General features: G+C 74.2%; 16 protein-coding genes, 1 pseudogene and 1 riboswitch. Of the genes and pseudogenes, 6 read left to right on the top strand and 11 right to left on the bottom strand.

Features of this window, described 5'->3' with window-relative positions:
• Window positions 1-59: 59 nt before the first annotated feature.
• The 3 genes from ACIP5K_RS29490 to ACIP5K_RS29480 all read right to left on the bottom strand — a co-directional run bounded on the left by ACIP5K_RS29490 (window position 60) and on the right by ACIP5K_RS29480 (window position 3,530).
• Entirely contained in the window at window positions 60-1,295 is a 1,236-nt protein-coding gene (locus ACIP5K_RS29490; protein ID WP_401414373.1) for a chitinase, read from the bottom strand.
• Between the two features lie 163 nt (window positions 1,296-1,458).
• On the bottom strand, window positions 1,459-2,487 hold the full coding sequence (locus tag ACIP5K_RS29485; RefSeq protein ID WP_401414372.1) for a zinc-binding dehydrogenase: 1,029 nt from the start codon (window positions 2,485-2,487) through the stop codon (window positions 1,459-1,461).
• Between the two features lie 65 nt (window positions 2,488-2,552).
• Window positions 2,553-3,530, bottom strand: coding sequence for an aldo/keto reductase (locus ACIP5K_RS29480; RefSeq protein WP_401414371.1), 978 nt, complete (start codon window positions 3,528-3,530; stop codon window positions 2,553-2,555).
• 277 nt (window positions 3,531-3,807) lie between these two features.
• On the opposite strand from ACIP5K_RS29480, the gene ACIP5K_RS29475 reads away from it, so the two are divergent.
• Window positions 3,808-4,701, top strand: a complete 894-nt coding sequence (locus ACIP5K_RS29475; protein ID WP_401414370.1) for a helix-turn-helix transcriptional regulator — start codon at window positions 3,808-3,810, stop codon at window positions 4,699-4,701.
• Window positions 4,702-4,872: 171 nt separating this feature from the next.
• A complete protein-coding gene (locus ACIP5K_RS29470) occupies window positions 4,873-5,451 on the top strand; it encodes a dihydrofolate reductase family protein (protein WP_401414368.1) in 579 nt (192 codons plus the stop codon).
• A gap of 16 nt (window positions 5,452-5,467) precedes the next feature.
• Here the strand turns inward: ACIP5K_RS29470 and ACIP5K_RS29465 are convergent, their stop codons facing one another.
• Window positions 5,468-6,700, bottom strand: a complete 1,233-nt coding sequence (locus ACIP5K_RS29465) for an MFS transporter (protein ID WP_401414366.1) — start codon at window positions 6,698-6,700, stop codon at window positions 5,468-5,470.
• 269 nt (window positions 6,701-6,969) lie between these two features.
• On the opposite strand from ACIP5K_RS29465, the gene ACIP5K_RS29460 reads away from it, so the two are divergent.
• The 4 genes from ACIP5K_RS29460 to ACIP5K_RS29445 all read left to right on the top strand — a co-directional run bounded on the left by ACIP5K_RS29460 (window position 6,970) and on the right by ACIP5K_RS29445 (window position 10,835).
• On the top strand, window positions 6,970-7,725 hold the full coding sequence (locus ACIP5K_RS29460) for an alpha/beta fold hydrolase (protein ID WP_401414364.1): 756 nt from the start codon (window positions 6,970-6,972) through the stop codon (window positions 7,723-7,725).
• 29 nt (window positions 7,726-7,754) lie between these two features.
• Window positions 7,755-7,935: riboswitch (cobalamin riboswitch) on the top strand.
• Between the two features lie 61 nt (window positions 7,936-7,996).
• A complete protein-coding gene (locus tag ACIP5K_RS29455) occupies window positions 7,997-9,034 on the top strand; it encodes an ABC transporter substrate-binding protein (RefSeq protein ID WP_401414363.1) in 1,038 nt (345 codons plus the stop codon).
• Complete coding sequence (locus ACIP5K_RS29450; RefSeq protein ID WP_401414361.1) at window positions 9,031-10,053, top strand: FecCD family ABC transporter permease; 1,023 nt, start codon at window positions 9,031-9,033, stop codon at window positions 10,051-10,053. Before ACIP5K_RS29455 ends, ACIP5K_RS29450 begins: the two co-directional genes overlap by 4 nt.
• Complete coding sequence (locus ACIP5K_RS29445; RefSeq protein ID WP_401414359.1) at window positions 10,050-10,835, top strand: ABC transporter ATP-binding protein; 786 nt, start codon at window positions 10,050-10,052, stop codon at window positions 10,833-10,835. Before ACIP5K_RS29450 ends, ACIP5K_RS29445 begins: the two co-directional genes overlap by 4 nt.
• Window positions 10,836-11,073: 238 nt before the next feature.
• Here ACIP5K_RS29445 and ACIP5K_RS29440 read toward each other — a convergent pair whose 3' ends face one another.
• The 7 genes and pseudogenes from ACIP5K_RS29440 to ACIP5K_RS29410 all read right to left on the bottom strand — a co-directional run bounded on the left by ACIP5K_RS29440 (window position 11,074) and on the right by ACIP5K_RS29410 (window position 17,154).
• The gene (locus ACIP5K_RS29440; protein ID WP_401414357.1) at window positions 11,074-11,445 is read right to left on the bottom strand and encodes a hypothetical protein; all 372 of its coding nucleotides are present in this window, start codon (window positions 11,443-11,445) and stop codon (window positions 11,074-11,076) included.
• 54 nt (window positions 11,446-11,499) lie between these two features.
• A pseudogene (locus tag ACIP5K_RS29435) lies at window positions 11,500-11,928 on the bottom strand (hypothetical protein).
• Window positions 11,925-13,841 (bottom strand): S9 family peptidase, encoded by a 1,917-nt coding sequence (locus ACIP5K_RS29430; RefSeq protein ID WP_401414355.1) that lies wholly within the window; start codon window positions 13,839-13,841, stop codon window positions 11,925-11,927. The pseudogene ACIP5K_RS29435 and the gene ACIP5K_RS29430 overlap by 4 nt, the downstream one beginning before the upstream one ends.
• Window positions 13,842-13,907: 66 nt before the next feature.
• Window positions 13,908-14,681 (bottom strand): DUF3159 domain-containing protein, encoded by a 774-nt coding sequence (locus tag ACIP5K_RS29425; protein WP_401414353.1) that lies wholly within the window; start codon window positions 14,679-14,681, stop codon window positions 13,908-13,910.
• 206 nt (window positions 14,682-14,887) lie between these two features.
• Window positions 14,888-15,580, bottom strand: a complete 693-nt coding sequence (locus tag ACIP5K_RS29420) for a TetR/AcrR family transcriptional regulator (RefSeq protein WP_401414351.1) — start codon at window positions 15,578-15,580, stop codon at window positions 14,888-14,890.
• 111 nt (window positions 15,581-15,691) lie between these two features.
• On the bottom strand, window positions 15,692-16,405 hold the full coding sequence (locus tag ACIP5K_RS29415; RefSeq protein ID WP_401414349.1) for a TetR/AcrR family transcriptional regulator: 714 nt from the start codon (window positions 16,403-16,405) through the stop codon (window positions 15,692-15,694).
• A 128-nt stretch (window positions 16,406-16,533) separates the two neighbouring features.
• Window positions 16,534-17,154: an L-threonylcarbamoyladenylate synthase gene (locus ACIP5K_RS29410; protein WP_401414348.1), complete on the bottom strand. Its 621-nt coding sequence runs from the start codon at window positions 17,152-17,154 to the stop codon at window positions 16,534-16,536.
• Window positions 17,155-17,480 lie beyond the last annotated feature (326 nt).

The following is a 17,480-nucleotide window of genomic DNA, read 5'->3' as shown; positions in this document are numbered from 1 at the left end:
GGGCCACGGCTGCCGCCCGGGGAAGCGGGGGGCAGCCGTGGCCGGATCCGGAGCGCGGGTCAGCAGGCGCCCTCGTCCGTCCAGGGGCCCCACTCGGCCGCGCCGGGCTTCTCGTTCTGGGTCCACCACTTGGCTTTCCAGTTGTGCCCGTTGTAGCCGACCTCGTTGCCCGCCGTGTACACGGCGGTCGCGCTCCACGCGGCCTTGCAGGAGCCGGTGGGCGGGGTCGTGGGAGGGGTCGTCGGAGGCGTCGTGGGCGGGGTCGTCGGAGGAGTCGTGGGCGGCGTGGCCCCCGCGAACTTCACCGAGTACTTCGCGAAGTCCCAGGAGTTCTGCGCGACGCTGGAGCAGGTGCCCGACGTGCGGCCGCCGTTGTCGGCCGGGGTGCACTGCCGGTCGCGGTTGAGGGACCAGAAGGTGAAGCGGTCCATGCCGTGGCTCGTCGCGTAGTCGAGGACCGTCTGGAAGTCGGCCTGGGTGAAGATCTCCCCCGTGTCGCTGCGGCCGTTCATCCCGGAGAAGCCCTCGTGGGCGTAGGCCGTGGCCTGGCTCCAGCCGAACGTCGACTGGAGGATCGTGTTGAAGTTGGTGAGGGCGGCGGTCTGCGACGCCGCGCCGTTGAACCCGCCGTCGAACGGCATGATGGAGAAGTTGTTCGGCGTGAAGCCCTGCGCCTTGGCCTCCAGCAGCATCTGCTTGCCGAACCAGCCGGTGCCGTCGGCCGTGCCGGCCGTGGTCACGGAGACGTAGAGGCCGGGGTTGTTCTGCTGGAGGATCTTCGCGGCGCCGATCTCGTTCTTGATGGCCGCCGTGTTCTCGTACTCCGGCTCTTCGAGGTCGAAGTCGATGGCCTTGAGCCCGTACTTGGTGATGACCTGCTGGTACGCGGCCGCCGTGGACGCCGGGTCGGAGCAGGCCTGGCCGAGCTTGGTACCGCCGTAGCCGCCGATGGAGACCGACACGTCGCCGCCCTTGGCGCGGATCGCGTCGATCTTCGCCTTCACGGCCGTGTCGGAGGACACCGGGGCGGTACCGTCCCACGTCGGCGAGCAACCGCCGCCGCTGGGCGCCAGGATGAACGCGAGCTGGAAGGCCTTGAGCCCGCTGGCGTCCATGATCGCGCCCGCGTCCGGCGGGTCGTTGTCGAGCGGCATCAGATAAGGGGCGGCGGCGTACCAGCGGTTGCTCAGGGCCGCTGACGCGCCCGCGGCGTCCGTCGCCACGAACGCGCCGGCGGCCAGCGCGACGGTGGTGACGGCGGTGGCAGCGCCCAGACATGCGCGAAGTCGTCTCACTCTGTTCCTCCTGCACGGGGGGATCGAGGCGCTCGATGGGGGTCGAGTGCGGACAGCTTCTTGAGCAGGAGGGGAGCACGTCAACGGATTGGACTGGACCATATGAGTCTTTGGACTAGACCATACGATCTCTTTGCCTGACCGTACGGGCGGACGGCCGGGGTCAGGGGCAGACGAGGGCCTTGAGGACCCGGCGGTCGGCCATCGCCCGGTAGGCCTCCGGGACGTGGTCGAGGGTGTACGTCCGGTCGAAGACGCGGCCCGGGGCGATGGTCCCGTCCAGGACGTCGGGCAGCAGCTCCTCGATGTAGGCGCGGGCGGGGCTGGCGCCCCCGGTCAGGGTGATGTTCCGCATGAACACGGCCGGGCCGATCGGGCCCTGCTCGTACTGGGGCACGCCCAGGCGGCTGACGGTGCCGCCGTCCCGGACCGCGCCGAGCGCCAGGTCCAGGGCCCGGCCGGTCCCGACGGCCTCGATCACCTTGTCGACACCGCCGGTCAGCTCACGGATGCGGGCGACGCCCTCCGCGCCCCGCTCGGCCACGACGTCGGTGGCACCGAAGTGCCGGCCCAGGGTGGTGCGCGACGCGTGCCGGCCCGCGAGGACGATCCGTTCGGCACCGCGCCGCCGGGCGGCGATCACCGCGCACAGGCCGACCACGCCGTCCCCGACGACCAGGACCGTGTCACCACGGCCGACCCCCGCGGTGACGGCGCCGTGATGGCCGGTGGTCATCACGTCCGACAGCGCGAGCAGCGACGGGATCAGGGCGGAGTCGGCGGCCACCGGCAGCTTCACCAGCGTGCCGTCCGCCAGCGGGACGCGCATCGCCTCCCCCTGCCCGCCGTCCACCCCGTCGAAGCCGTACCGGCCGCCGTTGCGGCACGCGATGTGCAGGCCCCGGGCGCAGCGGTCGCAGGTGTTGTCGCTGTAGGTGAACGGGGCCACGACCAGATCCCCCGGCTTCAGGCCGGACACGTCCGCGCCGGTCTCCTCCACGACCCCCAGGAACTCGTGCCCCATGGGGCGCCCGGTGTCCGTGGCGGGCATCGATCCGTACGGCCACAGGTCACTGCCGCACACGCACGCGGCACCGACCCGGACGACGGCGTCACCGGGCCGCACGATCCGGGGGTCGGGCCGGTCCTCGACCCGGACGTCTCCGGCTCCGTACATCAGTGCTGCGCGCATGGGTCTGCTCCTCCGGAAGGGGACGGGCGGGGTCGGGCGGTGTCGGGCGGCGTCGGGCGGGGGGGTCAGCGTTCGAGCCAGCGGGACTGGGCCTCGTTGTGGGTGGCGCCCGCGGCGGGCGGCAGCGCGGAGAGCCGGTCGAGCTGCCCGGTGGTCAGGGTGACGTCGTCGGCGGCGGTGTTCTCCTCGACCCGGGCGACGCGCTTGGTGCCGGGGATCGGGGCGATGTCGTCGCCCTGGGCGAGCAGCCAGGCCAGCGCCACCTGGCCGGGCGTCGCTCCGGCCTCGTCGGCGAGCGCCCTGACCTCGTCGGCCAGCGCCAGGTTGTGCCGGAAGTTCTCGCCGGTGAAGCGCGGGTTGTCGCGGCGGAAGTCGTTCGCGTCGAACTGGTCGGTGGACCGGACGGTGCCGGTGAGGAAGCCGCGGCCGAGCGGGGAGAACGGCACCAGGCCGATGTTCAGCTCCCGCAGGACGGGCAGCACCCGCTCCTCGATGCCGCGCGTGAACAGCGAGTACTCGGACTGGACGGCGGTGACCGGCTGGACGGCGTGGGCGCGGCGGATCGTGTCCGGGCCCGCCTCCGAGAGGCCGAAGGCGCGTACCTTGCCCTCGGCGATCAGCTCGCGCACGGCGCCGGCCGTCTCCTCGATGGGCGTCTCCGGGTCGACGCGGTGCTGGTAGTACAGGTCGATGTGGTCCGTGCCGAGCCGGGACAGGGAGCCCTCGACGGCGGTGCGGATGTTGGCCGGGCCGGAGTCCAGGTGCCCCGCGCCCTCGCCGCCGTGCGAGACCATGCCGAACTTGGTGGCGAGCACCACCTGGTCCCGGCGCCCCTTCAGGGCCCGGCCGAGCAGTTCCTCATTGGTGTACGGGCCGTAGATCTCGGCGGTGTCGATCAGGGTGACGCCCAGCTCCAGCGCCCGGTGCACGGTGCGGATCGACTCCGCGTCGTCGGTGCCGGAGCCGGTGTAGCCGTGGGACATGCCCATCGCGCCCAGCCCGATCCGGGAAACCTCCAGGTCACGCAGTTTGATGTAGCGCATCTCGCCCTCTCCGATGGATGTCGACGTCAATGTCGATGTCGATGTCGATGTCGATGTCGATGTCGATGTCGCTGTCGTGCCGTCGGCCCGTCCCCCTCACTCTCGCCCGGTCCGGCGGGCCGTGCCGGTCGGTGCCGGACGTCGGCGGGGGGGACGGCGCCTTCCTCACCCACCTTGGCGCGGATCGCGCCGGTGCGGCAGGGCGGGCTCTTCCGGGGTAACGGCAGGGCCCCCCTCGGCGCCGCGCGCCCGGCGCCGCCCGGGGGAGACTGGAGTCATGGCATCCACGAGCGCGCACGGCGAGGGCGCCGAGCTGGGCCGCTATCTGCGCGCCCGCCGCACCCGGACCAGCCCCGAACACGTCGGACTCACCGTCGGCACCGGCATCCGCCGCACCCCGGGGCTGCGCCGCGAGGAGCTGGCCACCCTCGCCGGGATCAGCATCGACTACTACGTGCGCCTGGAGCGCGGCAAGGAGACGCGTCCCAGCCCCGCCGTCCTCGACGCGCTCGCCCGCGCCCTGCACCTGGACGACCGGGAACACCAGCACCTGCGCGAGCTGGCCGCCCGCGCCGCCCGCTATGCCCCCGAGCCGCCGCCCGCGCCCAGCCGCACCGTGCGCCCCCACGTCAGGCTGCTGCTGGAGTCGCTGCGGCCGAACCCCGCGTACGTCATCAGCCGCAGCATGGACGTGCTGGCCTGGAACCCGGGCGGGCTCGCCCTGTACGCGGGTCTGGCGGACTGGCCGGCCACGCAGCGCAACCTGGCCCGCTATCTCTTCCTGCACCCCGCGGCCCGCTCCCTCCTCCCGGACCGGGAGCGGCAGATCACCGCGTGCGTCGCGCGGCTGCGCGCCCTCGCCGGCATCGCGCCGGACGCGCCCGACCTCACCCGGCTGGTCGGCGAACTGCTCCTCAAGAGCCCCGACTTCGCGGGTCTGTGGGAGCGCTACGAGGTGACCGGACACAAACCGGTCCGGAAGACCTTCCAGCACCCCGAGGTCGGGCCCCTCACCCTCACCTCGCAGTCGCTGCACATCGAGGGCACGCCCGGGCAGCGCATCGGTGTCTACACCGCGGAACCCGGCGGTCCCGACCACGACGCCCTGCTCCTGCTCGACCTGACCGCGCCGTCCGTCGCCCCGTCCGGCGGCGCTCCCCGCGTCGGCTGAGACCGGGCCCGGCCGTGCGGTCCGTCCGGTGGGCGGCGCGGGCGGCGGGCGGAGATCCCGGGACCGGCGGCGCCCGGGCGATGAGTCCCGGCGCCCCGGACGGTCTCCCCCATCGACGGGTCGTCCACCCGGGACCGCCCACGCACAACGCCCACGCACAAGGGGAACGCCATGACCACCACGTACACCTTCGACGTCTTCTCCAGCCTCGACGGCTTCGGCGGCGCCGGCGGCGACTGGACGGGCTACTGGGGCAAGCAGGGGCCCGAGCTGCTGGCCCACCGCCTCGCGACGTACGACACCGACCAGCGGATGGTGCTGGGCGCGCACACGTACCGGCTGTTCGCGCAGATGCTGGCCGACAGCGACGAGGGCGCCGACGTGCGCGACCCGTGGGTCACCCGGATGCGGAACCTGCCGACCACGGTCGTCTCGTCGACCCTGGAGGGCCCCCTCGACTGGCCCGACGCCACCGTCGAGAGCGGTGACGCCGTCGACGTCGTCGCCCGGCTCAAGAAGGAGTCCGCGGTGCCGCTGCGCTCGCACGGCAGCCTGTCGATGAACCGGGCGCTGATGGCGGCCGGCCTGGTCGACCGGGTGCAGGTGACGGTGTTCCCCGTGATCACCGGCCGCACCGGCGAGGACCCGGTGTTCGCCGGCGCCGAGGACTTCGACCTGGAGCTGCTCGGGAACCGGACGCTCGACGGCGGCATCCAGGAGCTGACCTACCGGCCGACCCTGCACCCCTGAGCCCGGAGCGCCGCGGTCACGGGCCGCTCGGCCGGCCCGTCCCGACCGGCGCGGCGTCCTGTCCCGCGCTCTCCCCGGCCGCGACGGCGGCCACCGGCGAACCGGGTCCGCCGCGGTCGGTCCGGCCCGCCACGACGGCGAGCACCAGACCGGCGACGGCGAGCACGGCTCCGGCGAGGTTGGGCGCGGCCCAGCCCCAGCCCGCCGAGATCACCAGTCCGCCGATCCAGGCGCCGCCCGCGTTCGCCAGGTTGAAAGCGGAGTGGTTGGAGGCGGCGGCCATGGTGGGCGCGTCCTTCGCCTTCGCCATGAGCAGCATCTGGACCGGTGTCGTGATGAGGGAGCCCATCGCGCCGATGAAGGTGATCGTCAGCAGCGCGGGCACCGTGCTGTGGACCGTGAAGTAGAACGTCACCAGCGCCGCGGCGAGCAGCGCGAGCCCGCCGTACAGGGTCGGGCGCAGGGCCCGGTCGGTGAGCGGCCCCGCGAGGAGGGTGCCGGCGGTCATGCCGACGCCGTACAGGGCGAGGACCAGCGTGGTGGAGGAGTCCGAGATGCCGGTGAGGTGCGTCAGCATCGGGACGAGGTAGCTGTAGACGGCGAAGAAGCCGCCGAAGCCCACGACGGCCGTCGCCAGGCCGAGCGCGACCTGCTTGTTGCCCATCGCGCGCAGTTCGTGCCGGATCCCGGACTGTGCGCCGCGCGGCTGGTGCGGGACGAAGACGGCGAGCGCGGCGAGGGCGACGACGCCGATGCCGGCGACGGCCCAGTAGGCGGCGCGCCAGCCGAGCTGCTGGCCGAGCGCGGTCCCGGCGGGCACGCCGACGATGTTCGCGACGGTGAGGCCGAGGAACATCTTCGACACGGCGCGGGCCGCCCGGTCGGGGGCGACGAGCCGGGAGGCGACGACGGCGCCGACGCCGAACAGCGCGCCGTGCGGCAGGCCCGCCAGGAAGCGCGCGGCGAAGAGCGTGCCGAAGGAGGGGGCGAGCGCCGACGCGGCGTTGCCGACGACGAAGAGGCCGGTCAGGAGCAGCAGCAGCCGCTTGTGCGGGATGCGCGCGCCGACGCCGGTGAGCAGGGGGGCTCCGACGACGACGCCGAGGGCGTACGCCGAGACGAGGTTGCCCGCGTGGGGCACGGAGACATGGACGCCGTCGGCTATCTGGGGCAGCAGCCCCATCGTGGCGAACTCGGTCGTGCCGATGCCGAACGCGACAACGGCCAGGGCCAACAGGGCCAGCGGCATGGTGCGGGAGGACCTTTCGAAGACGTGGGGAGGGGGCCGGTTTTCCGGGACGTACCAGGATATTCATGGATGTCCCGGGCCGGAATCAGCGGCCGTCGAACGGCTGTGACCTGGAGTGCAGCCGTCGCGTCCGGCCGCGCATTCCGGGATCGGGGGGCCCGCCGCGGTGATGTGTGTCACCACGCCCGGTCCGGTCCGGGCGCCGTGGCGGCCCGGGCCCGATGGCGTAGCCTCCCGGGATCGGACGGCGGGGACGGAGGGTTCGGGGCATGGCGGAGCGGTGCACGGCACGGGTGCCGGGGGTCGGGCTGTCGTACGAGGTGTCGGGGCCGCCGGACGCGGCGCCGCTGCTGCTCCTGGCGGGTCTGGGCGAGGGCGCCGTCGACTGGGCGCCGGTGGCCCCGGAGTTCGCCCGCGACCACCGGGTGTACGCCCTCGACCTGCGCGGGCACGGGCACAGCGGCCGGCCGGGACGGTACTCGCTGGAGCTGATGCGCGACGACGTGCGGGCGTTCCTGGACGCCGTGGGCGCGGACCGGGTGCGGATCGTCGCGCACTCCATGGGCGGTGTGGTCGCCCACCTGCTGGCGGCGGCCGAGCCGGAGCGGGTGACGCGCCTGGTCCTGGAGGACGTCCCGCTCCCCCGCCCGCGGACGCCTCCGCCGCTGGTCCGCCCGGCGGGCGAGCCGCCCTTCGACTGGGAGATGGTGGTGGCGGTCAGGCGGCAGCTCGACACGCCGCCCGCGCACTGGCGGGACGGGCTCGGCTCGATCACCGCGCGGACGCTGGTGGTGGCGGGCGGGCCGCTCAGCCACGTACCGCAGGACGGCGTCGCGGAACTGGCCCGGCGCATTCCCGGCGCCCGGCTGCTGCCCCTCCCGGTCGGACACCTGATCCACCGCGACGCACCGCGGGAGTTCGCGCGCGAGGTGCGCGCGTTCCTCACCGACCGGGCCGACCCCGCGTCCCCGGAACGGCCCGGCGGGCGGGCGTCCGGCCCCGAAACCCCGGCGGCGGGGCCCTGATCAGGCCCGTGATACTTTCGCCGGGCCAGTCGTACCCGTGCACGGTCCGTCCGTGCGGGGGTCAGGGAATCCGGTGGAAATCCGGAACTGACGCGCAGCGGTGAGGGTGACGGGCGGAGCCACAGCCACTGGTCCGATGACACGGACCGGGAAGGCGCTCCGCCGGGACGACCCCGAGTCCGAAGACCTGCTGGCGGCCTCCGGGATGCCACGCCCGGCGGTGGACCCTTGACCGGCTCCGCGTATGAGCCCCGGACGCAGAGGATGCCCCGTGCCGCCCGCCCGTTTCACCCCGTCCCTCCGCCGTACCGCTCCCCTGCTGGCCGGAGCCCTGTTCCTGGCCGGATGCGGGGGGTCGCCCGACGCCGGCGGCGACGGGAGGCCCGCGCGCGGGGTCACGATCGACAACTGCGGTACGAAGGTGACGGTCGACCGCGCGCCCGAACGGGCCGTCGCCCTCGACCAGGGCGCGGCGGAGATCATGCTGTCGCTCGGCCTCGCCGACCGGATGGTGGGCACCGGCACCTGGACCGACCCGGTCCGCAAGGGACTCGAGAAGGCGAACGCGCGGGTGCCGCGGCTCGCCGATCGCTATCCGTCCTTCGAGAAGGTGCTGTCCACCGAACCCGACTTCGCCGCGGCCTCGTTCAACTACACCCTCGGCAAGGGCGGGGTCGCGCCGCGCGACAAGTTCGCCGAACTGGGGGTCCCCACCTACCTCTCGCCCAGCGACTGCGCGGGCAAGGACAACAGCGGCGACGGGGACGGCACGCGCACCCGGCCCCTGACGCTCGACACCGTCTACGGCGAGATACGCGACCTGGCACGGATCTTCCACGTGCGGGCGCGCGGCGAGAAACTCGTCGACACGCTCAAGGCCCGCGTGGACCGGGCCACCGCGGCCGCCGACACCTCGGGCGTCAGCGTCCTGTACTGGTTCGCGAACTCCGACTCCCCCTACATGGCGGGCTGTTGCGGCGCGCCGGGGGTGATCACCGAGGAGCTGGGGCTGCGCAACGTCTTCGACGACACCCGTGCGGAGTGGCCGCAGGTCGGCTGGGAGACGGTCGCGGACCGCGACCCGGACGTCCTGGTGATCGGCGATCTGACCCGCCGCGCGGAGACCGCCGAGTCCGCCGCGCGCAAGATCGCGTTCCTGGAGTCCGACCCGGTCACGAAGAACATGACGGCGGTGCGCGAGAAGCGGTACGTGCGGCTGAGCGGGCAGGACATGAATCCGACGATCCGCACCGTGGACGGCCTGGAGAAGGTGGCCGCCGCGGTCGGTGAGTTCGGCCTCGCCCGGTGAGTGCCGGACCCCTGCGAACCGCTCTGTACGGCGCGGCGGGCGTGGCGGCGCTGTGCGCCTCCGTCGCCGTGGCGATCACCTTCGGGCCGGCCCGGATCGGCGTCGGCGACGTGTGGTCGGCGGTCGGGGCGCGGCTCGGCGGGGGCGCCTCGGACCTGTCGCCGATCCGCGACGGGATCGTGTGGAACCTGCGGCTGCCGCGGGCGCTGCTCGCGGCCGTGTGCGGCGCCGGGCTCGCCGTGTGCGGCACGGTGCTCCAGGCGCTGCTGCGCAATCCGCTCGCCGACCCGTTCGTGCTCGGCGTGTCCTCGGGGGCGTCGACGGGGGCCGTGCTCGTCGTGGTCCTCGGGGTGGGCGGCGGCGCGCTGTCGGTGTCCGGCGGGGCGTTCATCGGCGCGGTCGTCTCGTTCGCGCTGGTGCTGCTGCTCAGCCACAGCCTCGGTGGGGCGACGGACCGGGTGGTGCTCAGCGGGGTGGCGGCGATGCAGCTGTTCTCGGCGCTGACCTCGGTCGTCGTCCTGACGGCGGCCGACGCGGAGACCACGCGCGGGGTGCTGTTCTGGCTGCTCGGTTCGCTCGGCGGGGTCGGCTGGACCGAGGTGTGGCTGTGCTCCGCCGTCCTCGTGGCCGCGCTCGCGGTGTGTCTCGGGTACGGGCGCACGCTCGACGCGTTCGCCTTCGGCCCGGAGGCGGCGGCCGCGCTGGGCGTCCGGGTGGCGCGCACCCGGCTGATCCTGCTGTGCGTGACCGCGCTGCTGACCGCGGTGCTGGTCAGCGCGGCGGGCGCGATCGGCTTCGTGGGCCTGGTGCTGCCGCACGCGGCGCGCGCCCTGGTCGGCCCGGGGCACGCCCGGCTGCTGCCGGTGACGGCGCTCGCGGGCGCGGTGTTCCTGGTGTGGGTGGACGCGGCGGCGCGCACGGTCCTCGCCCCCCAGGAGGTTCCGGTGGGAGTGGTGACGTCCCTGATCGGGGTGCCCGCGTTCGTGCTCGTGCTCTACCGGCGCAGGGCCGTCCGGTGACGGCCGGGCTGCGCGCGGAGCGCGTGTCCCGCTCGGCGGGCGGCGCGCTCATCCTCGACGGGGTGACGCTCGCGCCGCGCCCCGGCACCGTGACGGGGCTGCTCGGCCCGAACGGCTCGGGCAAGTCGACCCTGCTGCGGGTGTTGTCCGGGGTGCTCGCGCCGCATGCCGGTGTCGTCAGCCTCGACGGCACGCCGCTCGCCGGGGTGCCGCGCCGCACGGTCGCCCGGCGGGTCGCCGTGGTGGAGCAGCAGTCCGACACCCAGGTCGAGTTGACGGTCGCCGACGTGGTGCGGCTCGGCCGGATCCCGCACCGCCGCGCCTGGGCGCCGGCGTCGGCGGCCGACGAGGCGGCGGTCCGCTCGGCCCTGGAGCGCAGCGCGCTGGCCGACAAGGGGCACCGGCTGTGGCACACGCTGTCGGGGGGCGAGCGGCAGCGGGTGCAGCTCGCCCGCGCCCTCGCCCAGGAGCCGCGCGAGCTGCTGCTCGACGAGCCGACCAACCACCTGGACATCCAGCACCAGTTGGAACTGCTCGATCTGATCACCGGCCTCGGCCTGACCAGTGTCGTCGCGCTGCACGACCTGAACCTGGCCGCCGCGTACTGCGCGCAGGTGGTCGTGCTGTGCCGGGGCCGGGTCGTCGCGGCGGGCACTCCGGAGCGGGTCCTCACCGAGGAACTGATCGCGGACGTGTACGGGGTGCGTGCCCGGGTGGCCGTCCCGGAGCCGGGCGCGCGCCCGCACATCCGGTTCCTGGGGACCGTCGCGCGCGGTTCCTAGGGCCGGTGGGCGGGAGCGGTGGGGCGCCGGTCGCGGCGCGGGTGCGGGGGCTGCTGGTCGGGCCGGTCGAGCGCGCGTCGGGCGGTCGGCGGCGCGTGGACGCGCGGATCCGGGCGCCGGAGGAATGCCGGTCCGGCGTCGCGTGGAAGGTCGGCGTCCACGCCGAGCACCCCGCCCGCGGTGAGGCCGACGGGCTCCGGGAGCCCAGGGCCCGAGGTCGGCGCGCCGGGGCTCCGCGTCACCCCGACGCGGGCCCGCGGCCCTCGTGGGCCCGCGTCAGCACCAGGACCCCGCCCGCCACCGCCGCCACGGCACCCGCGGCGAGGAAGCCGCGCGAGGAGCGCCAGGAGAGCACCGACCAGCGCGACTGGGCGGAGAACAGGGAGCCCGTGCTCAGCCACGACCCGGTCGAGATCAACGACAGGGACGAGCCGATCGAGCCGACCGACAGGGCGCTCCCGATCGAGCCGACCGACAGCGCCGATCCGACGGACCCGATGGAGAGCACCGAACCCACCGACCCGATGGACAGCACGGAGTCCCGCGACCACAGGGACAGGGCGGAACCCGAGGAGCGACGACGACACGACCGTACGGGCGGCTTCGACATGAGGTCATTCTGCGCTCCGGACGCCGGGTCCGGCTCCTTTTTCCGGGTGCGGGCTCACATCCGGGCCCGCAGTACGTCGATCTCGCAGCCGGGTTCCTCGTGCCCGAGGGTGAAGGCGGCGAGGTCGTACAGGGCGTCGCCCCGGCCCGCCTCGGACCGGTCGACGATGCCGGTGACCTCGTCGCCGCCGCCCGGGCCGCGGGCGATCCGGTGGCCGGTCCGCCCGGGCGTCCGAGTTTCGTGCCGGGGAGGGCGGCGAGCGCGAGGACGGGCCCTCTGCGCCGCAGGGCGTCCGGGGTGGGGACCGGCGCGGGGGCCATCGCCTTGACCTCGGCGTCGACGCGCGCCTGATCGGCGTCCACCTTCAAGAACACGCCCGCCGCCGACGCGCAGGGTCGCGCGCTCGGAGTGGGCGACGACGGCCTCGACCTCGTCCGTGGCGGACCAGTGTCCCCGAAACGATCGCCGCCGTCGCCCGGTTATCGCGCGCGCTGTGCCGGGCGCTGTCCCTGGGTGCGCCCGCCGAGGTGGGTGGCGAAGAAGCGTTCGATGCCGAGGTGGAGGTCCTCGTTGTTCCCCGGGTTCACGAAGCTGTGCCCCTCGTCGTCCAGGACCCGGTACTCGACGCTCGCGCCGTGGGCGCGGGCCGCCTCGACGATCCGGTCCGACTGGTCCCGCACGACCCGCGGGTCGTTCGCGCCCTGGACCACCATCAGCGGGGTGCGGATGCGGTCCGCGCGGGTGAGCGGGGACCGGGCGCGCATGTCGGCCGCCTGCTCCGGGTCGTCGGGGTCGCCGACGAAGCGGAACCAGTTGTCGGCCAGCGCCGGGCGGGTGAACTCCGGCAGGCTGCGCAGGAAGGGGGCCAGATCGGAGATGCCGACGAGATCGACGGCGGCCGCGAAGACGTCCGGCGTGAAGGTGACGCCGACCAGCGCGGCGTATCCGCCGTAGGAGGCTCCGAGGACACCGACGCGTCCGGGGTCCGCGTATCCCTCGCGGACCGCCCAGTCGACCCCGTCCAGCAGGTCGTCGTGCATCTTTCCGGCGAACTCGCCGACCGCGGCCTGGGTGAACCCCGTGCCGTAGCCGGTGGAGCCGCGGAAGTTGACCTGGAGCACGGCGTACCCGCGGTTGGCGAGCAGCTGGACCACCGGGTGGTACCCCCAGCTGTCCCGCGCCCACGGGCCGCCGTGGAACAGCAGCACCAGGGGCAGTCCCACCGGTTCCACGCCGAGGGGCAGCGTGAGGTACGACGGGAGGGTCAGCCCGTCACGGGAGGTGAGGGCGACGGGGCGCATCGGGGCGAGCTCCTCCGGCGCGAGGTGCGGGAAGGGGCGGGACAGCAGGCGGGCCTCGCCCGTGCGGCGGTCGTAGAGGTAGGTGCGTCCCGGGTGCCGGTCGTGGGTGAAGGCGGCGACCCAGCGCTGTCCGCTCTCGTCACCGGACAGCGTGCTCAGATCGCCGTCGCACAGGCTCTCGAGGCGCCGCAGGACGTCGGCGAAGGGGGTGTGCCGGCCGACGGTGTTGATGGTCTGGCGGTCCCCGAGGTAGCGCGCGCCGATCAGCTCGCCGGTGCGCCGGTCGAGGATGAGCGGCGGGGGCAGCGTGGGGAAGACCTGTGCGCGGGTGTCGAGGTCGAGCCGGGGGTGGCTGTCGGTCTCCGTCTCCTCCCCGGTGGTCAGGTCGAGGCGGGCGACGCCGGTGAGGCCGCCGTCCCGGTGCGCGCCGATCCACACTCCGGTGCCGTCCGGAGTGGGCTGCATCGGGAAGATGCCGTAGGGCCAGGCATGCTCGTCGAGCTCCTTGACGGTGTGGGTGGGTCCCCGCTCCGCGTCCCACCCGGTCAGCGCGCGGGCGCCGCTGTCGGTGCGGACCAGCGCGTACAGTTCGCCGGTGCCGCTGCGGATCCAGTCCTCGACCCGGCCGTCGTTGCGGGCGATCAGGGTCAGCCCGGCGGTGGAGATGTCGAGTTCGTAGAGGTCGAACCGGGCGGGGTCGCGGTGGTTGAGCCGGAGGATCGCGCGCCCCGGTGCCGCCGGCTGGTAACCGAGGGCGCGGACCCCGGGCGGGAAGGGCGTCAGGTCGACGGCGGGCGCCTCGGGGTCGTCCAGGTCGACGCGGTGCAGATGCCAGTTCTCGTCTCCGTCGCGGTCCTGTTCGTAGAGCAGCCACCGGGGGTCGTCGGTCCAGTGGTAGGTGTGCACACTGCGGCGGGTGTCGGTGGTGACGGGGCGTGGTTCCGGCGGGCCGTCGAGGTTCTCGGTCCAGACGTTCAGCCGGTCCTGCCACGGGGCGAGGTAGGCGATCCTGGTGCCGTCCGGGGAGATCGTCACCCGGGTGCGCCGGGGCGGCCGGAAGAACTCCTCGACGGTGATCAGGCGTGGTGGCGGCATGGCGTCTCCTTCGCAGCCGGGGGCGGGTCGGGTCCCGCACGGGGAGGGGCGCGCGGCGGGGTGCGCTCAGGGGCGGGGTGCGGGCCGCCGCGTCCGGACGTCACCGGTCGCGTACCGCTGCGTGCGCCCGTCCCGCGCCGCCGGGACACCCCGCGCCGGGGCGGGAGCGGTCGCGGCCCGCTCCGGTGCGGCCAGGCGCTTGCCCGAGCGACGGGCCGCCCAGACGACGACGAGCAGGGCCAGGGCGAGCAGCGGGTAGCCCATCGCGATCTTCGCCACGGCCAGCCAGCCGGTGGAGTCCGCGCCGTAGAGCCACTGCTGCACGACGAAACGGGCGGCGAAGACGGCGGTCAGCGCGAGCGTGGCGATGTCGTAGTAGCGCACCGAGGGCTTGTCGCGCAGCCAGCGCGAGCCGGTGCTGTTGAGCGCGCCCCAGATCAGGCCGGCCAGCGGCCGGCGCACCGCCACGGAGAGCAGGAAGATCCCGCCCAGCAGCAGGTTCGTCCAGATGCCCAGCAGGAAGTAGCCCTTCGCGGAGCCGGTCTTCCAGGCGACGAAGGACGCGACCGCGACGCCGAACAGGCCGGAGATCGCGGGCTGGAGCGGCTCCTTGCGGACCAGGCGCAGCACGGTGATGCCGACCGCGACGGCGAACGCGACGATGATCGCGGCGGTCAGTCCGGCGGACGCGTTGGCGACGACGAACGCGACGATGGGCAGGCTGGTGTAGACGAGTCCCGTGGTGCCGCCCATCTGTTCCAGGGCGGTCGGCCTGGCCGGTGCGTCGGCTCGGGTTCCGGCTTCGGCCTCGGTCGCTTCGCGTGCGTGGTCAGTGGCCATGATCGGTCAACTCCGTTCGTTCGTCGACGACTTCGCTCGGTTCTCGGGGCGGGCGAGAGGCACGGCCGACTGCCGTGGTGATCGTGCCGCCCGGCCCGGTGCAGTGGGGAATGTCCCCGAAGCGGCGCCACATGCGCCGGGTACGGCGATTGGCACCAAGTGCCAGACGGCCGGGGCCGGATGCGGTTCCGCGCCCGCGGTGCCGGTCAGCCCCCGGCACCCGGTCTGCCGCGGGTGGGCCCGCCGACGGGCTCACCGACGGCGCCCCCGGTGGCCCGGCGGATCGCGGCGGCGAACCGCTCGGCCAGCAGGCCCGGGTCCCCGAACTCCCGCCGGGCGGTGCCCGCGAGGACGGCGGCGCCCACCTGCTCCTCCAGCACCCGGACCACCGCGGTCGCGGCGGCCGCGTGCAGCCGCACCTCCAGGTCCGCGGCGGGCAGCTCCAGCCGGGCGGCGAGGATGGTGCGCAGCTCGTCCTCGATGCGGTCGCAGGCGGCCAACCAGGCGGCGCGCAGGGCGGGTTCGGTCCCGGCGAGGGAGATCATGCGCAGGGCGAGCAGCTCGTCCGCTCGCTCCTGGGGGCGCGACGTCCTCGCGTGGCGCCGCACCTCGGCGGTGAGGTGGCCGGCGAGCGCGGCCTCCTCGGGCCAGTCCCGCACGACCGACATGAACCACTCCACGCCGTGGGCCACGATCGGCTCCGCGCAGCTCTCCTTGGTGCGGAAGTGGCGCCAGACCGTGCGGACGGAGACACCGGCGTCCTGTGCGATCCGCTCCCCGCTGGTGGCCTCCACGCCGCGCTCCCAGAAGAGCCGGCAGGCGGCGCGCGAGACGTTCATCCGCAGGGTCCGGCGGCGGCGCTCGCTCATGCCGCCCCTCGTCCGCTCCGGTGCCGCCATGACGTGCCACCTCCCCGCGAGTCGACGCCCCTCCTCCGTCACTGAACGCCATAATGTCACTAAGTGACGCTCACGGCAATGGCGTCTCCCCGGGTGCGGAGGATGCGCAGGTCAGGCGGGTCGGTCGGCGACGGGGTCGCCCACGGCGCCCCCGGTGGCACGACGGACGGCGCGGGCGACCCGATCGGCCGCGTCGGCGAACTCCCGGGGGTCGGCGCCCCTGAGCAGCGCGGCGCCGATGTCCTCGTTGACGACGCGCAGCGCGGCCGACGCGGCTGCCGCGTGCAGGCGCACGTCCAGGTCGTCCGGGGTGCGCCCGAGCCGGCCGGCGACGATCCGGGCCATCTCGCGCTCCACCTGGTCGCACGCCATCAGCCACGCCGTGCGCAGGGCGGGCTCCTGGTCGGCGAGCAGGATCATCTTCATCGCGAGGTCGTTGTCGGCACGCGTGAACGCGCCGGCCTCCCGGGCGTACACGGCCATGCGCTCCGTGAACTGCTCCTCCAGGGAGAGGTGCGCGGGCCAGGCCCGCAAGGTGGCCATCTCCCACTCCAGGCCCTGCGCCACGATGGGCTCCGCGCAGCTCTCCTTGCTGCGGAAGTGGCGCCAGATGGTGCGCGTGGACAGACCCACCGCCTCGGCGATCTGATCGCCGCTGGTCGCGTCGACCCCCTGCTCCCAGAAGAGCCGGGCCGCCTCCCGGGAGATCTCCAGCCGGACCCGGCGGCGCCGCTGCTCGCTCATCCCGCCGCCACGGCCCTCCTGGGCCGGCGCGGCACCGCCCGCCCTCGGCCCCTTCGCCTCACCGGACGCCGACCCGACCATCACCGCTCCTGCCTCCGTGATCCCGTTTCCGCCCCATGCTGTCAGCTGTCGTCGGACGGCACACGCGGGCACCGCGCCGCGGGCGGCTCCGCGGTTCCGCGGGTTCCGCCCGGGTCCGCGGCCGGGTCTCACTCGAAGCGGTCGGGGTCCCCCGCGCCGCGCCGGACGACCTCGGCCCCGCCGCCCGAGAAGTCGATCACGGTGGTGGGTTCGGTGCCGCAGTCGCCGGAGTCGAGGACGGCGTCCACGACGTGGTCGAGGCGCTCCTTGATCTCCCAGCCCTGGGTGAGCGGCTCGTCCTCGCCCGGCAGCAGCAGGGTGCTCGACAGCAGCGGCTCGCCGAGTTCGGTGAGGAGCGCCTGGGTGACGACGTGGTCCGGGATGCGGACCCCCACCGTCTTCTTCTTCGGGTGCTGGAGCTGTCGCGGCACCTCGCGGGTGGCGGGCAGGATGAAGGTGTAGCTGCCCGGCGTGGCCGCCTTGATCGCCCGGAACACGTCGTTGTCGATCATCACGAACCGGCCCAGCTGGGCGAAGTCCTGGCAGACGAGCGTGAAGTGGTGTTTGTCGTCGAGGTGCCGGATCGAGCGGATCCGGTCGACCCCTTCCCGGTTGCCGAGGCGGCAGCCGAGTGCATAACAGGAGTCCGTGGGGTAGGCGACGAGTGCGCTGTCACGGATGCCGTCGGCAACCGCTCCGATGATGCGTGCCTGCGGGTTCGCGGGGTGGACGTCGAAGTACCTGGCCATTCGCCGAGCCTACGGGATCGGGGGCGGCGGACGACGGCGCGGCCGGCCGGGACACGGCGGACGGGAACGGCTGACGGAAGGCGGATGGCGGCATGGGCTCGACGACGGTACGGCGGCGGACGGTGCGCCGCTCCCTCCGGGGGCGCGGGCACCCGCCCGGGACCCGGGCCGCGCGCACGCGCGCTGCGGCACACGGCGGAACACGACACACCCGGCATTCACCGTCCGACGGATTCGGCGCCCACGCGCGACAATCCCGACACCGACCCACCCCGACCGAGCGCTTCGGCAGGTCCTCGGACCATACTGTCTGCGCCCCGACCGCC

This window comes from Streptomyces sp. NPDC088785 (assembly GCF_044750685.1).
Lineage (GTDB): Bacteria > Actinomycetota > Actinomycetes > Streptomycetales > Streptomycetaceae > Streptomyces.
This window is presented reverse-complemented; position numbering and strand designations above follow the sequence as displayed.

Excerpts from the sequence above, each read along its gene's own strand:
- ACIP5K_RS29485 (WP_401414372.1), bottom strand. The coding sequence starts at position 2,487 with ATGCGCGCAGCACTGATGTACGGAGCCGGAGACGTCCGGGTCGAGGAC.
- ACIP5K_RS29480 (WP_401414371.1), bottom strand. The coding sequence starts at position 3,530 with ATGCGCTACATCAAACTGCGTGACCTGGAGGTTTCCCGGATCGGGCTG.
- ACIP5K_RS29425 (WP_401414353.1), bottom strand. The coding sequence starts at position 14,681 with ATGGCCACTGACCACGCACGCGAAGCGACCGAGGCCGAAGCCGGAACC.
- ACIP5K_RS29410 (WP_401414348.1), bottom strand. The coding sequence starts at position 17,154 with ATGGCCAGGTACTTCGACGTCCACCCCGCGAACCCGCAGGCACGCATC.
- ACIP5K_RS29465 (WP_401414366.1), bottom strand. The coding sequence starts at position 6,700 with ATGCCGCTGGCCCTGTTGGCCCTGGCCGTTGTCGCGTTCGGCATCGGC.
- ACIP5K_RS29415 (WP_401414349.1), bottom strand. The coding sequence starts at position 16,405 with ATGGTCGGGTCGGCGTCCGGTGAGGCGAAGGGGCCGAGGGCGGGCGGT.
- ACIP5K_RS29475 (WP_401414370.1), top strand. The coding sequence starts at position 3,808 with ATGGCATCCACGAGCGCGCACGGCGAGGGCGCCGAGCTGGGCCGCTAT.
- ACIP5K_RS29430 (WP_401414355.1), bottom strand. The coding sequence starts at position 13,841 with ATGCCGCCACCACGCCTGATCACCGTCGAGGAGTTCTTCCGGCCGCCC.
- ACIP5K_RS29460 (WP_401414364.1), top strand. The coding sequence starts at position 6,970 with ATGGCGGAGCGGTGCACGGCACGGGTGCCGGGGGTCGGGCTGTCGTAC.
- ACIP5K_RS29470 (WP_401414368.1), top strand. The coding sequence starts at position 4,873 with ATGACCACCACGTACACCTTCGACGTCTTCTCCAGCCTCGACGGCTTC.
- ACIP5K_RS29420 (WP_401414351.1), bottom strand. The coding sequence starts at position 15,580 with ATGGCGGCACCGGAGCGGACGAGGGGCGGCATGAGCGAGCGCCGCCGC.
- ACIP5K_RS29440 (WP_401414357.1), bottom strand. The coding sequence starts at position 11,445 with ATGTCGAAGCCGCCCGTACGGTCGTGTCGTCGTCGCTCCTCGGGTTCC.